At 45.9% G+C, this 16723-nt stretch carries 15 protein-coding genes; 10 read left to right on the top strand and 5 right to left on the bottom strand.

Translation table 11 applies throughout. The annotated features are described in order from the left end of the window. The first annotated feature begins 72 nt into the window (after positions 1-72). The 4 genes from cysD to cysC all read left to right on the top strand — a co-directional run bounded on the left by cysD (position 73) and on the right by cysC (position 4917). A complete protein-coding gene (cysD, locus tag Q4Q52_RS15335; RefSeq protein ID WP_006085924.1) occupies positions 73-981 on the top strand; it encodes a sulfate adenylyltransferase subunit CysD in 909 nt (302 codons plus the stop codon). Between the two features lie 83 nt (positions 982-1064). Continuing rightward, positions 1065-2507, top strand: a complete 1443-nt coding sequence (cysN, locus tag Q4Q52_RS15340) for a sulfate adenylyltransferase subunit CysN (RefSeq protein ID WP_311991008.1) — start codon at positions 1065-1067, stop codon at positions 2505-2507. A gap of 3 nt (positions 2508-2510) precedes the next feature. Next, positions 2511-4235 carry an SLC13 family permease gene (locus tag Q4Q52_RS15345; protein WP_311991009.1) on the top strand — a complete coding sequence of 575 codons (1725 nt, stop codon included), beginning with the start codon at positions 2511-2513 and terminating at the stop codon, positions 4233-4235. Positions 4236-4299: 64 nt separating this feature from the next. After that, positions 4300-4917 carry an adenylyl-sulfate kinase gene (cysC, locus tag Q4Q52_RS15350; RefSeq protein WP_311991010.1) on the top strand — a complete coding sequence of 206 codons (618 nt, stop codon included), beginning with the start codon at positions 4300-4302 and terminating at the stop codon, positions 4915-4917. Between the two features lie 102 nt (positions 4918-5019). Here cysC and Q4Q52_RS15355 read toward each other — a convergent pair whose 3' ends face one another. Both Q4Q52_RS15355 and Q4Q52_RS15360 read right to left on the bottom strand, forming a co-directional pair. Continuing rightward, positions 5020-5859, bottom strand: coding sequence for a TIGR03899 family protein (locus Q4Q52_RS15355; RefSeq protein WP_300476861.1), 840 nt, complete (start codon positions 5857-5859; stop codon positions 5020-5022). Positions 5860-6070: 211 nt separating this feature from the next. Continuing rightward, entirely contained in the window at positions 6071-7279 is a 1209-nt protein-coding gene (locus tag Q4Q52_RS15360; RefSeq protein WP_311899010.1) for an MFS transporter, read from the bottom strand. 266 nt (positions 7280-7545) lie between these two features. Between Q4Q52_RS15360 and Q4Q52_RS15365 the strand changes: the two genes are divergently transcribed. From Q4Q52_RS15365 to Q4Q52_RS15385, 5 genes are all read left to right on the top strand, one after another. Continuing rightward, positions 7546-8952: a hypothetical protein gene (locus Q4Q52_RS15365; RefSeq protein WP_311991011.1), complete on the top strand. Its 1407-nt coding sequence runs from the start codon at positions 7546-7548 to the stop codon at positions 8950-8952. A gap of 41 nt (positions 8953-8993) precedes the next feature. Next, positions 8994-10154 (top strand): imelysin family protein, encoded by a 1161-nt coding sequence (locus tag Q4Q52_RS15370; RefSeq protein ID WP_006085915.1) that lies wholly within the window; start codon positions 8994-8996, stop codon positions 10152-10154. Positions 10155-10309: 155 nt separating this feature from the next. Continuing rightward, entirely contained in the window at positions 10310-11935 is a 1626-nt protein-coding gene (locus Q4Q52_RS15375; RefSeq protein ID WP_311991012.1) for a di-heme oxidoredictase family protein, read from the top strand. Positions 11936-12151: 216 nt separating this feature from the next. After that, positions 12152-12673, top strand: a complete 522-nt coding sequence (hemG, locus tag Q4Q52_RS15380; protein ID WP_106651767.1) for a menaquinone-dependent protoporphyrinogen IX dehydrogenase — start codon at positions 12152-12154, stop codon at positions 12671-12673. A 136-nt stretch (positions 12674-12809) separates the two neighbouring features. After that, complete coding sequence (locus Q4Q52_RS15385; RefSeq protein WP_311991013.1) at positions 12810-13337, top strand: cytochrome b/b6 domain-containing protein; 528 nt, start codon at positions 12810-12812, stop codon at positions 13335-13337. Between the two features lie 157 nt (positions 13338-13494). Here Q4Q52_RS15385 and Q4Q52_RS15390 read toward each other — a convergent pair whose 3' ends face one another. The 3 genes from Q4Q52_RS15390 to nfsB form a co-directional block, all read right to left on the bottom strand. After that, positions 13495-14250 (bottom strand): DsbA family protein, encoded by a 756-nt coding sequence (locus Q4Q52_RS15390; protein ID WP_311991014.1) that lies wholly within the window; start codon positions 14248-14250, stop codon positions 13495-13497. Between the two features lie 350 nt (positions 14251-14600). Then, entirely contained in the window at positions 14601-15245 is a 645-nt protein-coding gene (locus Q4Q52_RS15395; RefSeq protein ID WP_006082872.1) for a DNA-J related domain-containing protein, read from the bottom strand. 344 nt (positions 15246-15589) lie between these two features. Continuing rightward, complete coding sequence (nfsB, locus tag Q4Q52_RS15400; RefSeq protein ID WP_311991015.1) at positions 15590-16243, bottom strand: oxygen-insensitive NAD(P)H nitroreductase; 654 nt, start codon at positions 16241-16243, stop codon at positions 15590-15592. 128 nt (positions 16244-16371) lie between these two features. On the opposite strand from nfsB, the gene Q4Q52_RS15405 reads away from it, so the two are divergent. Next, on the top strand, positions 16372-16566 hold the full coding sequence (locus Q4Q52_RS15405; RefSeq protein WP_311991016.1) for a hypothetical protein: 195 nt from the start codon (positions 16372-16374) through the stop codon (positions 16564-16566). Positions 16567-16723: the final 157 nt, after the last annotated feature.

Here is a 16723-nt window from a genome sequence, read left to right on the forward strand (position 1 = left end):
TAAAAATTTTAAGAAAATTAAGCTAACCCATGCTGTGGCAACACGGCGAATTTAAGGTAAACGGAGAATAGTATGGCCGGGCGTGAATTAAGCCACTTACAACAACTGGAAGCCGAGAGCATCCAGATCATTCGTGAAGTTGCAGCCGAATTCGATAATCCTGTGATGTTGTATTCCATCGGGAAAGATTCTTCCGTTATGTTGCACTTAGCGCGAAAAGCCTTTTATCCGGGCAAGATCCCGTTTCCGTTGCTGCATGTCGACACGGGTTGGAAATTCAAAGAGATGATCGCGTTTCGTGATGCGCAGGCAAAGAAATTTGGCTTCGAGTTACTGACGCACATCAACCCAGAAGGGTTGGCGCAGGGGATTAACCCTTTCGACCATGGCAGTGCGAAGCACACTGACATCATGAAAACCCAAGGTTTAAAGCAAGCACTTAACCAATACGGTTTCGATGCGGCTTTCGGTGGGGCTCGTCGCGATGAAGAAAAATCTCGCGCCAAAGAACGGGTGTATTCGTTCCGCGACCGTCACCACAGATGGGATCCTAAAAACCAACGTCCAGAATTATGGCGCACCTATAACGGCGCAGTGAACAAGGGCGAAAGTATTCGCGTGTTCCCGTTATCTAACTGGACTGAGCTGGATATTTGGCAATATATCTATCAAGAAAACATTGAGTTAGTGCCTTTGTATTTTGCGGCTAAACGTCAAGTGGTTGAGCGCGGCGGTCAGTTAATCATGGCCGATGACGAGCGGATGAAGTTAGCCGAAGGCGAGCAGTTTAAAGAAGAAGTGGTGCGTTTTAGAACCTTAGGTTGCTACCCACTTACGGCCGCCATGCATTCTGAGGCCGACAGCCTAGAGAAGATTATTGAAGAAATGCTGTTAACCCGTTCAAGCGAGCGTCAGGGTCGATTGATCGACTCAGATCAAAGTGCCTCGATGGAGCAGAAGAAGCGTCAAGGCTACTTCTAATCTCGGCAAGGTTAACCCTATTTCGCGAAGGTGGCGTAAGTAAAGCGCGACCTTCAGCCAAGCAGATCAAGAGTGAGAACAAGATGGACAAAGCGGTCAATAAAACCAATCGCATGGCGGCAGAAATTACCCTCCATGGTGTGAAAGAATATCTAGCTCAGCAGCAGCACAAAGGCTTATTGCGCTTTTTAACCTGTGGCAGTGTGGATGACGGCAAAAGTACCTTAATCGGCCGCCTGTTACACGACAGCGCCCAGATCTATGAAGATCAATTGGCAAGCCTAAAGAGCGACAGCGCTAAGATGGGTACCACAGGTGAAGCGATTGACTTAGCTTTGCTGGTGGATGGTCTGCAAGCTGAGCGCGAGCAGGGCATCACTATCGATGTGGCTTACCGTTACTTTTCAAGTGATAAGCGTAAGTTCATCATCGCCGATACCCCAGGGCATGAACAGTACACGCGCAACATGGCAACGGGTGCATCGACCTGTGATTTGGCGGTGATCTTAGTCGATGCTCGCTATGGCGTGCAGACTCAGACTAAGCGCCATGCGTTTATCGCCTCATTACTGGGTATTCGTCACTTTGTCGTTGCCGTAAACAAGATGGATTTACTTGGGTTTGACGAGCAAGTATTCAACCGTATTCGCGCCGATTTTACCGATTTCGTTAAAGATTTCGGTAACCTCGATATCCACTTTGTGCCCTTATCGGCGCTTAATGGTGACAACGTGGTTGAGCGCAGCACCCAAAGCGACTGGTATCAAGGCGGTACTCTGCTTGAGCTGTTAGAAACCATTGATACGCAACGTGAACTCAGCGCATTGCCCGTGCGTTTCCCGGTGCAATATGTGTCGCGCCCTAACTTAGATTTTCGCGGTTTTGCAGGCACTTTAGCCTCTGGCATTATTAATGTCGGCGACGAGTTAGTGGCTTTACCATCGGGCAAACGCAGCAAGGTTGAACGCATTGTTACCTTCGATGGCGACATACAAGAAGCGGTTGCTGGCCAAGCTGTGACTATCACGTTGGAAGATGAAATTGATATTTCCCGTGGCGATTTGCTGGCAAGACCGGATTCTGCACCTGCCGTCGCTAACGTGATCAGCGCCGACATAGTGTGGATGGATGAAAAGCCATTGCAACTCGGCCAGTTATACGACATCAAAGTGGCCGGTAAGAAGACGCAAGCCTCTGTGACTGGCATCGATTATGTGGTTGATGTTAATACTTTAGCGCGCAGCGCGACGGACACGCTTGGGTTAAACGCGATTGCTCGCGTGACCTTAGAGCTGACCGAAGACATAGTATTCGATGCATATTCGCTAGTGCGTGATACGGGTGGAATGATCTTAATCGATCGCCTGAGTAATGCGACGGTTGCCGCAGTGATGGTGGTGTCGGGCCAGCATGTTAACAAACAAACCGCATCGCAATTTAGTGCCTTTGAAGTCGAGTTTAATGCTTTAGTGCGTAAACACTTCCCCCATTGGCAAGCGATAGATATTTCTAAGCTTGGAGCTTAATTTGTGAGTGACTTGTGGCTGTTAGCGATTATTTTGTTAGGGCTTGTGGCTGGCTTAATTAGCGGCCGTATTAATCCTGCGGTATTGTTTTTATTTGCATTTTTGCTCTGTTATTTGCTTGGCATGGTTGCGCTCGATACCGCATTAACAAGCTTTACCAATATTGGCTTAGTCACACTTGTCCTCTTGGTATTGGCTGCGACGGCATTGGAAAAAACCTCCCTGCTGGGAAAGTTGAGTCAAGTCATAGGCAATAGTTCTTTGCCTACGACAATGGCAAAACTCGGGTTATCTACTGCCTTGCTGTCGTCCTTTACCAATAACACGGCTGTGGTGGCGTCGCTTATTGGGGTTGTGCGTCGCAATCAAGTGCACGCACCTGCTAAGTTATTATTACCGTTGAATTATGCGGCAATTTTAGGTGGCACACTGACCCTGATTGGCACCTCGACCAACCTGATTGTGAACTCCTTTGTGGAGAACGCAGGCTTACCCGCCTTAGGGTTCTTCGAGTTCACGCCGGTCGCCGTGGTGATCGTTATCGCAGGTATGTTATTGCTGATCCTACTGGCGAACATTCTGCCCGACAGACGGGAAGAATCGGATGAAGAGGCGCTGCCTTATTTGCTTGAAGCTCATGTGGCAAAGGGCTCGTCCTTAGTCGGTCGTAGTGTGGTCGATAACAAACTCAGGGCACTGAAAAAGTTATATCTGGTTGAGTTAGAGCGCAGCGGCATTTGTATTTGCCCAGTGCCGCCCCAGTTAGTGCTGCAAGCGGACGACGTACTGCGTTTTAGTGGCGCGGTGGAGTCGGTGGAATTATTACATCAATTCGACGGTTTAGATTGGTTTGGTAAGCATCAGGCCAAGGGGCAAAATCTGGTTGAAGCCGTGCTTGCGCCATCATCCAGTTTAGTCGGCAGTTCGTTGAAAGAGTCGCGTTTTCGTGAGCAGTTCGATGCGGCCGTGATGGCGATTCGCCGTGGCAATCATCCGCTGAAAGGCGGGCTCGGTGACATTATTTTGCAACCCGGCGATGTGTTGTTATTGACGCCCGGCGATGGTTTTAGCAATAGCGCAAAATTAAGTTCAGAATTTGCGGCGATCAGCGGCCTAGATTTGAATGTGCGCTTAGACAGTCACCGTGGTCGTTGGGTATTACTGGGCTTTGCGGTCACTATCGTTTTGAGTGTCACCGATCTATTGCCCCTGGCTAAAGGTTTAGTGCTGCTACTGCTGAGTTATTTTGCCATCGGCGCAGTTACTTTAGCTGAGCTTAAACGCCGTTTTCCATTGGAACTAGTGGTGATAGTGGGGAGTGCGTTAGGGCTAGCCAACTTGATGATGAGCACTGGCCTTGCGGACAGTTTAGCCCAAGGATTACTCTCGGTTATTAATGGTTATGGGGTGTTTGGCGCTTTTATTGGTGTGTATTTAATGACTTTATTGTTGACTGAACTGGTCACCAATAATGCCGCCGCGGCGCTAGCTTTTCCTATCGCTTACGCGATTGCGCTTAATTACGGTGTCGATGCCAGACCCTTTATTATGGCCGTGGTCTTTGGTGCCAGCGCGAGTTTTATTTCGCCCTACGGCTATCAAACTAATTTGATGGTATTTAATGCGGGTAATTATCGCTTCAGTGACTTCGTCCGCCTAGGATTGCCGTTATCTGTGCTGTATTCCCTGATAGTGATATTTATGGTGCCGATCATCTTTCCATTTTAGTGATTAGCTTGAGTTTATTGCCCTTTTGTTAGCCGTTTAACAACATGGGGATTGAGGAGTTTTTATGACAAATATCGTGTGGCATCAACATCCTGTAGATCAAGCTGCCAGAGCCGAACAGAAAGGCCAAAATCCAGTATTACTCTGGTTTACCGGACTGTCTGGCGCGGGCAAGTCAACACTGGCTGGTGCATTAGAGCGGGCGTTATTTGAGGCGGGATTCCACACTTATTTGCTTGATGGCGATAATGTGCGCCATGGCCTGTGTAAAGACTTAGGGTTTACGGTTGAAGACCGTGACGAGAACCTGCGCCGTGTCGGCGAAGTGGCCAAATTAATGGTGGATGCTGGGCTTGTGGTGTTATCGGCCTTTATTTCCCCGACTCGTGAGGAGCGCGATAGCATTCGTGCCCGTTTCCCTGCCAGTCAGTTCATTGAAGTGCATGTGTCGACGCCATTAAGTGTGTGCGAGCAGCGTGATCCTAAGGGGTTATATGTGAAAGCACGCAGTGGTGAAATCAGTAATTTCACGGGGATTTCATCACCTTATGAAGCGCCATTAGCGTCAGAATTGACCATAGATACCAGCAAAGGCGATTTAGCGACTCAAGTCCGCGCTTTAATTGATTATCTGACGGCAATCAATGTTATCAATGCCGATAAGGCTAAAGCGCTAGCTTAACATTTAGCCCTTATCTTACTTAAAAGGAGCCTTTAGGCTCCTTTATTATTTCTGGGTTTGGCTGGTTATGTTGTTGATTTATATTTTATTTTTATGGGGGTGTTATTCTATTTTAAAATCCTTAGCGAACAAGAGTTGCAGTGCCTTGAGGTATTCTTGATCCGGTTTAGGTTGCACGAGTTGGGCGAGTTCATCACCAATCGGTGTTAAGCGATAATAACTAAAAAGCAGATTACCGCTCTTGGGCGTAAGCTTCATTTGTATGCCTTGCAGGGCAAATTGAATGGGGGTTTTATTGTTGAGTAAACCAGTTTCGAACTCGCTGCTGTGCAGTATTCCCGCATCGACTAAGGTCAGAATGCTCGAGTAGGGTAGGCCAAACTGGGATAAGCCTAAATTGACTGAGGTCGTTTTACGAAAATACTGGCCAATACCACCGGATAAGCGATAGCCGCTGATGAGTTTTAGACGCTGTTCGCTATTGACCTTAGCCGCCATGCCGAGGGCCTTTTCAAGGATTTGTGCTTCCCTGTGCGTCAGTTGCTTGAGTAGCGCTAAGGTGCGCAGACTGAAGTTGCCAGGATTGACTATCTCGCTCGATAATATCCGTGCCCACAAGTCTTGCATTCTACGGTTATGGATTTGCTCCGCCATCAAAAAGAATTGATGACTCCAGTCGGGATCGAGATCGACTCCAGTCACATCAGATGGCGTATAACTGAGGGCTAAGGCAAAAATGGTTTCCACATTGGCTTGATACTGGCTCGATAACTTGCGGGCTCTATGTTGGGCGCGTTCGGCGATGGAAGCATTCGCAGGGCGATATTCTTGCTCACTGGCTAAGCCTAATTGACGGCCGAGTAGCAGGGCTTTCTTGCGAGCAGATGCCTCGGATGTTGACTCGCCATCTTCTGCCAACATTAAAATATCTGAATCCTTCATCGCGTTAATCCTTGAGCCTACATTGGGGTTAGGTGAGGGCATAGCGCCCACCCTTATCTGTCTAACTTGTTTGCCTAGTTTGAGCATTTAACTTGAACATCTTGTTTGAATAGCTCGCTTGTGTGCCTAGCTTAGATGGCGATCACTTAAGCGTTCAGTTCTGGACTCAACATTGAGCTAAGCTGATTCCTTGGCTCGTTATTATGCCGCTTTATTCGACCGCTTTAGCGATGGATTTAGCTTTTTTGCTTGTCCAAGACCATAAGGTTTCATTACCCGCTTCAGGGTGGCGCGGTACATTGAGCGCCAGAATTAACGAACATACGGCAAAGCCTGCGCCTATGTAAAATACCAAGGCGGGATCGGTTAACCATAATAAGCCCAAAAGCACAGGAATAATCACAGCGGCAATGTGATTAATAGTAAAACTGACCGACATAGTGGCGGCAATATCTTTGCTGTCGGCGATTTTTTGAAAATAGGTTTTCATCGCGATAGCCATAGCAAACAGTAAATGGTCGATCACATACAGCGCTGCCGCCATGTGTGCTTGCTCGACTAAGGCGTAACTGATGAAGACTATGATGAGTCCGACGTATTCCACTGTCAGCGCATTACGCTCACCAATTCGGCCAATAAACCGCCCAATCGCAGGCGCAAACAGCAGATTGACGACATAGTTTATTAAGAACAGCGCGGTAATTTCACTCACGCTATAACCAAACTTTTCGACCATCATAAAGCCCGCAAACACCATAAAAATTTGCCGTCTCGCACCCGAGAAAAAGGTCAGCAGGTAATAGAGCCAATAGCGCTTACGCAGGATGATTTTTTTATGTTGGACTTCCGTGGTCTCAAATTTTGGATAATACCAAGCCATAGTTAGCACCATGACTAGACCTAACGCACCAATAATCAGATACATGTGTTGATAGTCTAGTTTCAACCAGGTCATCACCAGCCAAATACTGGCGTAGCCCACTAAGGCCGCGGCCGAGCGCCACGCCAGTGCTTTACCCATAAACCCCGCAGTATCTTTTTTATCGACCCACTGCAGCGTCAGTGATTGGTTGATGGTTTCAAAATAGTGAAATCCAACAGACATCAATACCGTCGTCAGATACAGGCCTATGACTTGAGGAAAGAAACCTGTCACAGCTACGCCAATGCATAACAAGGCCAGAGAAAGGAGGGCGAAGGCTTGTTCTCGAATGAGTAAAAGCACAAAAATGGCGGTAAAAGCCAAAAACCCCGGGATCTCGCGCAGGCTCTGTAACATGCCGATTTCAGCACCAGTGAACTGGGCTTTTTCAATCACGAAGTTATTGAGCAGTGCCTGCCAAACGGCAAACACGAGCGACATTACAAAGGTCATCCACAGCAAGAGTGCTTTAGGATCTTTGGTTTGAATGGATTTCATGGATATGGACTCAGGCGATAAGTGTTCAAATGCTAATGCTTTTTTGGCTAATAGGCTAGATCACTTAACGCTTAAAGAGTGTGTGGTTTATGAATCAATATAGCGATTTCTTTGAATAAAAATACGGCCGTCAGATCCGCTATACAATCAGATACTAATGTAATTTGTTTGTAAATTTAATTGTAAATTCTAATGCAAATCATTCTCAATTGATCTATTTTGTTCGCGCATTTACGGGGAAGCTGTTACACAGCGCGGAGAAAGAAATGAGAGCAGAGTTAAAGTTGAGTTCATTGGCCATCATGGTCACTGCGTTCATAGGTAGTGTTAATTGCACTGCACAGGCAGCGACGGACCCTGCGATTTTAGAGCAGGCTATCGCAAGGCAAGAAGCTCAATTACAAGAATTAAAGCAGCAGTTATCAGAATTAGCTGCGCAACAGAAACAGCAGCAAGTTCAGCAGACAGACTATCAAACTAAGACCAGTGTCGCAGTAGATCGTGTTGAAACCGCCGCCGATAAACTTAGCAAGTTTTCATTTGAATCCTACGGTACCGCCGTTTATACCAGTGATGAGTACTTTGATAACGTCCAAGACACCACACCAGAGCGCCGTAATCGTTTCGATTTAGAACGTGTTGTAACTGAGTTCGGCTATCAGTTTACCGATGCTTGGAGCATGGAAGTCGAAATAGAGTATGAACATGGCGGCACAGGCGTCGCCTTAGAATACGATGGTTTTGATGAGTTCGGTGAATTCGAAACAGAAGTCGAAGCTGGCGGTGAGGTGATGATTGAAAAGGCTGAGCTGCGTTATCGTCCGTCTAAAGCCTTTGGGATTAAATTTGGTAATATCCATGTTCCTATTGGCTTGACCAGTATGCTGCACAAACCAAATCAATATCTTACTGTGATGCGTCATCGAAGCGAAGCCGCCATGATCCCCGCCGTTTGGAATGAAAACGGTATTGGAATATATGGTGAAATGGCCGATTTCCACTATCAGGCCCAAATTATCAGTGGTCTCAATTCAGAATATTTTAGAACCTATGATTGGGCTGCGTCGGGTCATCAAAAACGATTCGAGCATGTTAATGGTGACGATTTAGCATTTGCAGGACGTGTAGATTACGGCAACTTTAAGAAAGGTTCCGCCGTTGGTGTCGCTTACTACTATGGCAATACCAGTGGTAATCGTCACAAAAGTAATAAAATCAATGTGGATGGCACAGTTAGCATAGTGTCAGTTGCCGCGGCTTATGTTGAAGGTCCTTGGATCTTACGCGGTCAGTATCTCTACGGCACCTTAAGCGACAGCGATGCCATTACTCAAGCAAATAAAACAACGCCAGGCTTAAGGCCAGGTAACTTCGCACAGTTAGGATCGCAGTCACAGGCTTTCTTTGTTGAAGCTGGCATCGATTTGAATCATTTCACCTCTCTTCCGTTAACCGTTTTTGCCAACATAGATTATTCCAATCCTTTGATGGAAGTCGAAACAGGCACGGCGACTAAGCGTTTTGAAAATACTTGGACCAGTGTCGGCATTAACTATTTTCCTATCCCACAGATAGTGATTAAAGCGGAAGCAGGCTTACAACAAGTAGCCGTCGCGAGCATTCCGGATACTAATTTCTTCGCCCTTGGCGTGGGTTATCAATTTTCGCTCTAGTCACATTCATTTTTGATGGAACAAATAGGACATTAAGCACTATGACATTACGTAAAACGGCAATAGCCATCGCCCTTATGAGTACTTTAGCAGCCTGTGGTGGCTCTGGATCGGATGATTCAACGCCTACAACACCGACAACGCCGGATAATCGCTTTAGTTACGCCGCCACTGAGATGATCATTAACTTGACCGATGACGTTATCGTGGCTGGTTATGCGGACTTAGCCGCGAAAGCGGAAGCCCTTTTACTGGCGACTCAGAAGCTCACTAACTCAACAGCCCAAGCGGATTTAGACGCAGCTCAAGCTGCGTGGAAAGCGGCACGTTTACCTTGGGAACAAGGTGAATCACATATTTTTGGCCCAGTTGACTCACTTAGCATCGATCCACATCTTGATAGCTGGCCACTCAATACGACCGATCTACAAACACAGCTAAATACTAACTCAGGTTTTGATGCTGAGACGATTAAGGGCTGGAACGATGATGTACAAGGTTTTCATACCATTGAATTTTTATTATTCGGCGATGGTGTGAATGGTAATACTAAACCTATCAGTCAGTTAACAGCAAAAGAACGTGAGTATCTCATTGCATTGGCCGAAGTGTTCCGCGATTACACTAAGCAGCTCGACGATGCTTGGCAGATAAACCACAATCCGCAAGATGCTGCCGCTAAACCCTACGCTGAGTTGCTGAAGAATCCCGGTGTAGCAGGCAATACTATTTACTCATCGCAATTGGCTGTAGTTGAAGAGTTGATCAATGGCATGATTGCGATTGTCGATGAGGTCGGTAACGGTAAGATTGCTGATCCCTTTGGTGATTCCCTTGCCACCGCTGATACTTCAAAGGTGGAGTCGCAATATTCTTGGAACTCATTAGATGACTTTGCCAATAACATCATTGGTGTACGAAATGTATATCAAGGAGAGTTTACTGGTAACAGTGATCGTCAGGGCATCATTAACTTCGTGGCCGCTGCCGATGCGAACTTAGCGACACGTGTTAGCAGTGAAATCGATGATGCCATTATCAAGATCCGCGCTATTGCCGGCAGCAATCAACAGCCTTTCCGCCAAGCGATTAAAGATGATGCGGGAAGAGCGCGAATTCAAGTGGCTGTGGATGCCTTGACCAAGCTGAAAACCACACTTGAGTCTGACGTCATACCATTACTTTCTCGTTGGAAATCTTAATTTCATATTCAGAGCAATGCTAAGGCGATAGAGGTTCTTGGCATTGTCATGAAATGACGCTAAACGACGGAACCCGTTTGGTGAGTTATGTCTTAAGCAGCAAGGATGCAATTGCATAGTTGCTGCTTTGTCATTTTATTTGTGTGAGATTTTTGATGAATAACAGACACGTTTTATTACCTGCATTTTTCATTGGCTGTTTACAGCTGAGCGCCTGTGGTGGCAGTGGCGATGCACAAGATGTTGATACACCCATACCTGAACCTATTGTTTATCCTGAATATACGGATATCACTGCCAGCGGCGGCGCAACGACAACCTTTGATGCAGGCAATTCAGGACATGGTTTCTCTACACCATCGGTAAATCTAACAGCGACAGAACTTGCGCTGCACATGGCGGGGGATAAGTTTTTTGAGACTTCTTTTACCACGGCGCCAAACGCTGAACACCCTGAGTTAGATGGCTTAGGTCCTGTATTTAATAATGCTAACTGCAATGCATGCCATCAACGCGATGGACGTAACTCGACTCCGCAAGTCAGCACGGGCCAGACACGAGTTAAATTGGGATCGGATGCGGGCATCTTTTTGCGGATAAGTAAGGCTGCCAACGATACCTGTATTAAAGGCGACGTGAGTAATGATTATTGTGCACCCATTCCAGTACCTGATTTCGGTGGACAACTGTTTCATCGAGGCGTACTGCAAGCACGTAGTGATTGGCAGCAGAATCAGTTTATTGGCCAAGCAGATGTTTACTTATCCTATGAGACAAAGTCAGTGACCTACCCAGACGGTACTGAAGTCTTATTGAAGCAGCCGCTATTTGAAGTGGAAAACCCCTATGATGCGCCCGGCGAAACTAAGCAAAGCCCCAATTTGACCTCAAATCTTTTGCAAGACGATGTGTTAATGGGATGGCGTAATGGCATGCCAGTCTTTGGCTTAGGTTTACTCGAAGCGATTGCGGCAGCGGATATTTTGCAACATGTTGATGAAAATGATGCCAATCATGACGGTATTTCTGGCCGCGCGAACTATGTGTTTGATGCTGTGAAGGCACAAACGGGCGATCCAGAACCTGTGTCTTTAGGCCGTTTTGGCTGGAAGGCGAATACCCCGAGTGTGCGGGTGCAATCCCTAGGGGCACTGCGTGGCGATATTGGCATAACTAATCCTCTATTCCCCGATGAAAGTATCAAAGGTACGTCGCTACACGATGCTTATCTCACTCGAACAGGTTTTATTGATACAGGGGCAGATGAAAATGGTGCGCCTGAAGTCGGGGCTGAGTTCAGCGATGCCGTCGTTTTTTATGCTGAAACCTTGGCCGTTCCTGCAAGGCGGAATGTTGCTCAACCGAATGTAAGAGAGGGGGCGAGATTATTCACTCAACTTAATTGTACTGCGTGTCATGTGCCCTCTTATACCACTAAAACGAGTGGTGACATTGGTGGGCGAGCCATGAGTGATAGCTTAAAAGGACAGAAGATTTATCCCTTCACTGATCTATTATTGCACGACATGGGCGAAGGGCTCGCCGATGGCCGCCCAGACTTTTTAGCCTCGGGAAGCGAATGGCGTACAAGGCCACTATGGGGAATAGGTTTAACTCAGACGGTTAATCCACAAGCCGGTTTCTTACATGATGGACGAGCCGCAACCCTAGAAGAAGCGATATTGTGGCATGGTGGTGAAGCTGAAAAGAGTCAAATTGCCTTTATGAATTTATCTAAAAATGAACGTGAACAAGTCATTGCATTTCTAATGTCTTTGTAAGGCGTGAAAAGATAATTTGTCGATTCATCCCGTTTAGTGTATCTCAGTATGGGCAAACCTCAGGGTTTGCCTTTTTTTGTGAGCTTGCTAAAACTACCGCATATACCTGAGTGGTTTGGGGCTAAGCCCGTGATCTATTTCATGTAAATTGCGGGGTAAATCACCTAGTATGAAATATCTTAATGGTTATTTTACTTGGGATTAATCGAGGCTAAATTGAAAAGAATTCTCATCATTTATTCTAGTGTTCACGGCCAGACCCAAAAAATTGCAACTAAGCTCGCGCAGCAGTTAACGGCCTTGGACAATGAGGTGGTTACCGCCGATATCAAGGCTGTTCCTGCACTCGCTGAGTTCGATAAAATCATCATTGGCGCCAGTATTCGCCATGGTAAACATAATCCTAGCTTGTACGAATTTATTGAAAAACATCAAGCTGTGTTGACGGATAAGGTCAGCGGTTTTTTCTCCGTTAGTTTAGTCGCGCGTAAACCTGAGAAAAACACCCCAGAAACGAATCCTTATATGCAGGCATTCTTAAGTAAAACCACTTGGCGGCCACAGTTGTTGCGCGTTTTTGGGGGTAACCTGAATTACCAAGGCTATAACGCCTTAGATAGAAATATCATCCGTTTCATCATGTGGTTAACGAAAGGACCAACGGATCCAGTTACCAATGTGGAATACACGGATTGGCAGAAAGTGGCTGAATTTGGTGAGCAGATCCACCGCGCCTAATTTGTGCATTAAATCGTGGCGTCGCGTTTTGCCTCTAGTCCACTTTATTCGCGCTCATTAAGCCGCCGCGAATGCATTTAATCTTCAAACTTCAATCATGCAAAGGGCAAAGGAAGCATTAAGTAGGATGAAAAATATGATGAGTAAACTCAGCTCCTTGTTCCGAGTCATGATGGCGCATCTACATGTGTGGGTTGTGCTATCAAGCAGTTTACTCGTCTGTGCCAGCCCGTGGATTTTTATGGGCCGACGGATACCCGATAACGCCGGTTTTTGGGACTATTTGCATGTGTATTTAGGTTTAGCGTGCACTGTGCTTGGGATTCTTTTCTTACTCAGCAATACCTTACATGGAAAATGGCGCCAATACTTTGGTTGGCTAGCTGGCGATTGGACGCAATTAAAACAGGATATGCTTGGACTCACAAAAGGCAAATTCCCCGTCGCAGGTGGTAAAGGGCTGTTTAGTGCCATCGAAGGTATAGGCATGCTGTTGCTGGTGGCGACTGGGATTACGGGTGTCGCTTGGTTGTTATTTCAAGGCACACCCACAGCGCTGGCGTGGCGCGGTTATCATCAAATTTTTGCGCAGGCTTTTATCGGTTTCTTGATCGTACATTTAATCTTGGCGGCGAGTCATATTCTCGATTTCATTCGTCAATAACAGATTGGAAAATAACACTAAATGACTGTGTTTATATAGACGATTGAATTAAGTTCTTATATTGCAAGCGTGTTTCGAATGCGAATAAAAATGGCCTCCTAATTTGGAGGCCATTTTTTATGCTGACGATTCCTTACTTTAACGCTTGTGTCTGGAATTAGCTAAGACGCTGCTGACGTGTCACACCAATTGCGGCGGCAAAGGCTAAAAATAACCAGCCTAGGCTGCCACCCGATGAGGTTTTAGCGGTCGCGGCATCTTTCTCAACGGCAAGATAGTTAATTAATCCAATCAATTCATCTAAGGTTTTGATGCTGTTTAAATTTACTGCGTATTTATCATTCACGATAAAGGCGGGGACGCTGTCGATTTTGAATTCATTTTGCTGAGTGCGCCACAGGGCCAGCTTTTCATCAGTGCTTTTGCTATCGGCTAACTCGTCGTATTTAGCGGCATCAACGCCAAATTGGGCGAAGACTTTTTTGATGTCATCACGGCTGTTAATTTGCGGCTCGTGCTGATGGCCCGGTGCACTGTGATCGTGACCGTTTGCGCCCTCAGCACCTTGGATTGCGGTAAACATGGCATGGGTTAAGGCATCTTTGTTATCAAGGCTTTGGATCACGGACAAAGAGCGCATCACTTCGGTACCAATATCGCTATTCATAAAGTCGACATGCTTATTGTCGAAGCTTATCTGTTTGTTGAGGTTTGCCTTGATATCTGGCAAATAGTTGGTTTCCATATTGAAGCAGTTATGGCAATAAAATGAATAGAATTCAGTGAGTTTAGGTTCACTGCTAGGCGCTTTTGCCGAGATTTGAGTGTAGTGTGTGCCTTCAACAAAATTGGCGGCAAAGCTGCTCAAGGGCGCAATTGCTAAGGTTACAGCCAAGGCTAATTGTTTAATCATAGTTTCCTCAAATTCGGTGGGATTGAATTCACTGTGTCAGTTGTGGGTATCGTCGATTTAACGGCCAACAGAAGCCATAAAGTGAGCTTCAATCTAGAAGTTTAGCTAGCCAAAATGCCAGCGTAATGCATAGGTTCAGGTTAAATGGAAAGGCTTAATTATGACTGAATTGGCTCGTCGTGACTGGGCTAAATCTGTGATCCCAATGGAAGTTTTACCTAAGATTTACTTTAGCGTTGCCTTGGCGTCGCAATAGTGCAGACAGGATCACACCGCTAAATCGATAGGTGTCGACAGGTAACTATTCGATAGGTGTTGATTAATGGCAAGTACTATCGCTGGTGAAATGCTTAGGCAATGTCCCTAAGTGACTGCCACGCTTCGCACACCTCGCGAAAACGTGCCGCATCACCATCGGGTCGGTCTGGGTGCCACTTGAGCGCTAAACGGCGCCATTGCTTGCGGATATCGCGGGCGGTGGCGCTCTCGTCTAATTCGAAAACTCGCAGTGCATTGCCCTTGTTCATCAGATTGATATTTAAGCCAATATAGCTCTTATAATTGCTCCAGAAAGCCTCAAGTAATTCTCGCACTACGTTTTCGCTGGTGTCATAGTTATTCCAATCGAGATAATACTCACGTAGGGAAGTATCTTGCATAATCAGAAGGTTAACGTTTGATGGGACTAAGCGGAAGATTTGGATTTCCATGGCTTTGACTTGCAGCCATTGCTTTGGCAGTAATATTTCCTGCAGTTCAAACAGGGCGTTCATCAGCAGGAAGTTACGTTTGAATAAATCGTTACCCGGATTTTCATCAAGCTGGTGGATCAGCCCTTGAGTTTGTAATTCGGTGGCTAAGTGATGGATTTTCCAACTTTGGTTCGAGGCTTGTAAAACCGTGAGTAACGGCCAAATCAGTGGGTTATCGCCCTTAGTGTTTGCAACTCGAATCGATTGAGGTTCTTCAGTGAGCGAGGGTTTGGCAAATAACATACTGACTGTCCCATCCTAAATTGTAAGTGTGACCAATGCGCCGATAAAACCGCTGGGCTGCAAAAAAGATGACTCGAAACGACGATAAACGGATCCACTAAGCTATGCCGTTCTGGACTGCGCAGCAAATCATGCCATAGAGGCAAAGTGTAGGCAAAGATGAATTTTAGAGCAATACCGTGGTGGTTTACTCCTACTTTAGATGGCTTCTTGTGCAAATAAGCCGTTAATAGCAGGCAGGTTTTAGGATGTTGTCGGCGAAGAGCGCTAGGGTGCAAAAAATTATGCCCTTGTTTATATCACATTAAATCAAGGGCATGTTTATTATTCACTTAAGATGAGGGCTATATTTCAGTAAAAATCACCTCTTGATCTAAGCGAGACTTAGGCAATTTAGCGTTGAAATCATCCTCTGCGTGATAACCCATAGCGACAACTACGCAGGCGCATAGACCTTGCTCTCTTAAGCCTAAGACTTGATTCATTTTAGTGGCATCAAAACCTTCAATCGGACAAGTATCGATGTCTAATACGCTTGCGCCGAGCATTAAAGTGCCGAGCGCTAAATAGACCTGTTTCTCCATCCAATGTTGGGCATCTTTCATCTCAAATTTATGCATGTTGGCGAAGAATGAACGGCCATTATGCTGGGCTTGTTTTGCTTCCTCATTAGCTAAGCGGCCATCTTTTTCCTCTTGTTCAAGGATTTGCCGCAAATACGCTTCATCTAATTGAGTGCGAGTGCAGAGCACCACCACATGGGAAGCATTGAGGATTTTTTGGGTATTAAAGGCATAATTCTCGGTTGCTTGGGCGATTAAAGCTTTACCTTCGGCCGTGCTTGCTAGTACAAAATGCCAAGGCTGTGAGTTAACTGACGAAGGGCTGAATTGCAGTAGGGTTTTGATGTCTGCAATTTTTTCCGCTGGAATCGTCTTTGTTGGATCAAAGGCTTTAGTGGTGTAACGTTTTTTGGCGAAGAAACTTAAATCACTCATGTAACAGCTCCAAATCATCAGGAATACAAATTCAATGGCAGCATTTTAAGCAGGTTCAAGTAAAAAACAATGTGATCAAGACAGGTATTAGTTTCAAAAAAAATTTGAAACTGGATTTAGGATAAGTGATGAAAATGATTGAAACACAAAGAAGCTTAATTGAAGTGCTAGATAGGGATTCTGCGCATTTGTTGTTGAACTACTATCAAGATAATCAACAACATTTAGCGCCTTGGGAACCTATTCGTGGAAGTCATTATTTAACACTTGAATATTGGCAAGAGTCGTTAACAATAATAATAAAAGTGGACACCCAGCCTTAATAGCGCAGTTGTTAACCTCCGACTATGCTTGGGTTAAGCATTAAACAAGGAGGTTTGTATGCCGCGCCCACGTAGAACTCAGATAAGAATAATAAAAGTGGACACCCAGCCTTAATAGCGCAGTTGTTAACCTCCGACTATGCTTGGGTTAAGCATT

It is taken from the genome of Shewanella sp. SP1S2-4 (genome assembly GCF_031932075.1).
Classification (GTDB): Bacteria; Pseudomonadota; Gammaproteobacteria; order Enterobacterales; family Shewanellaceae; genus Shewanella; species Shewanella baltica.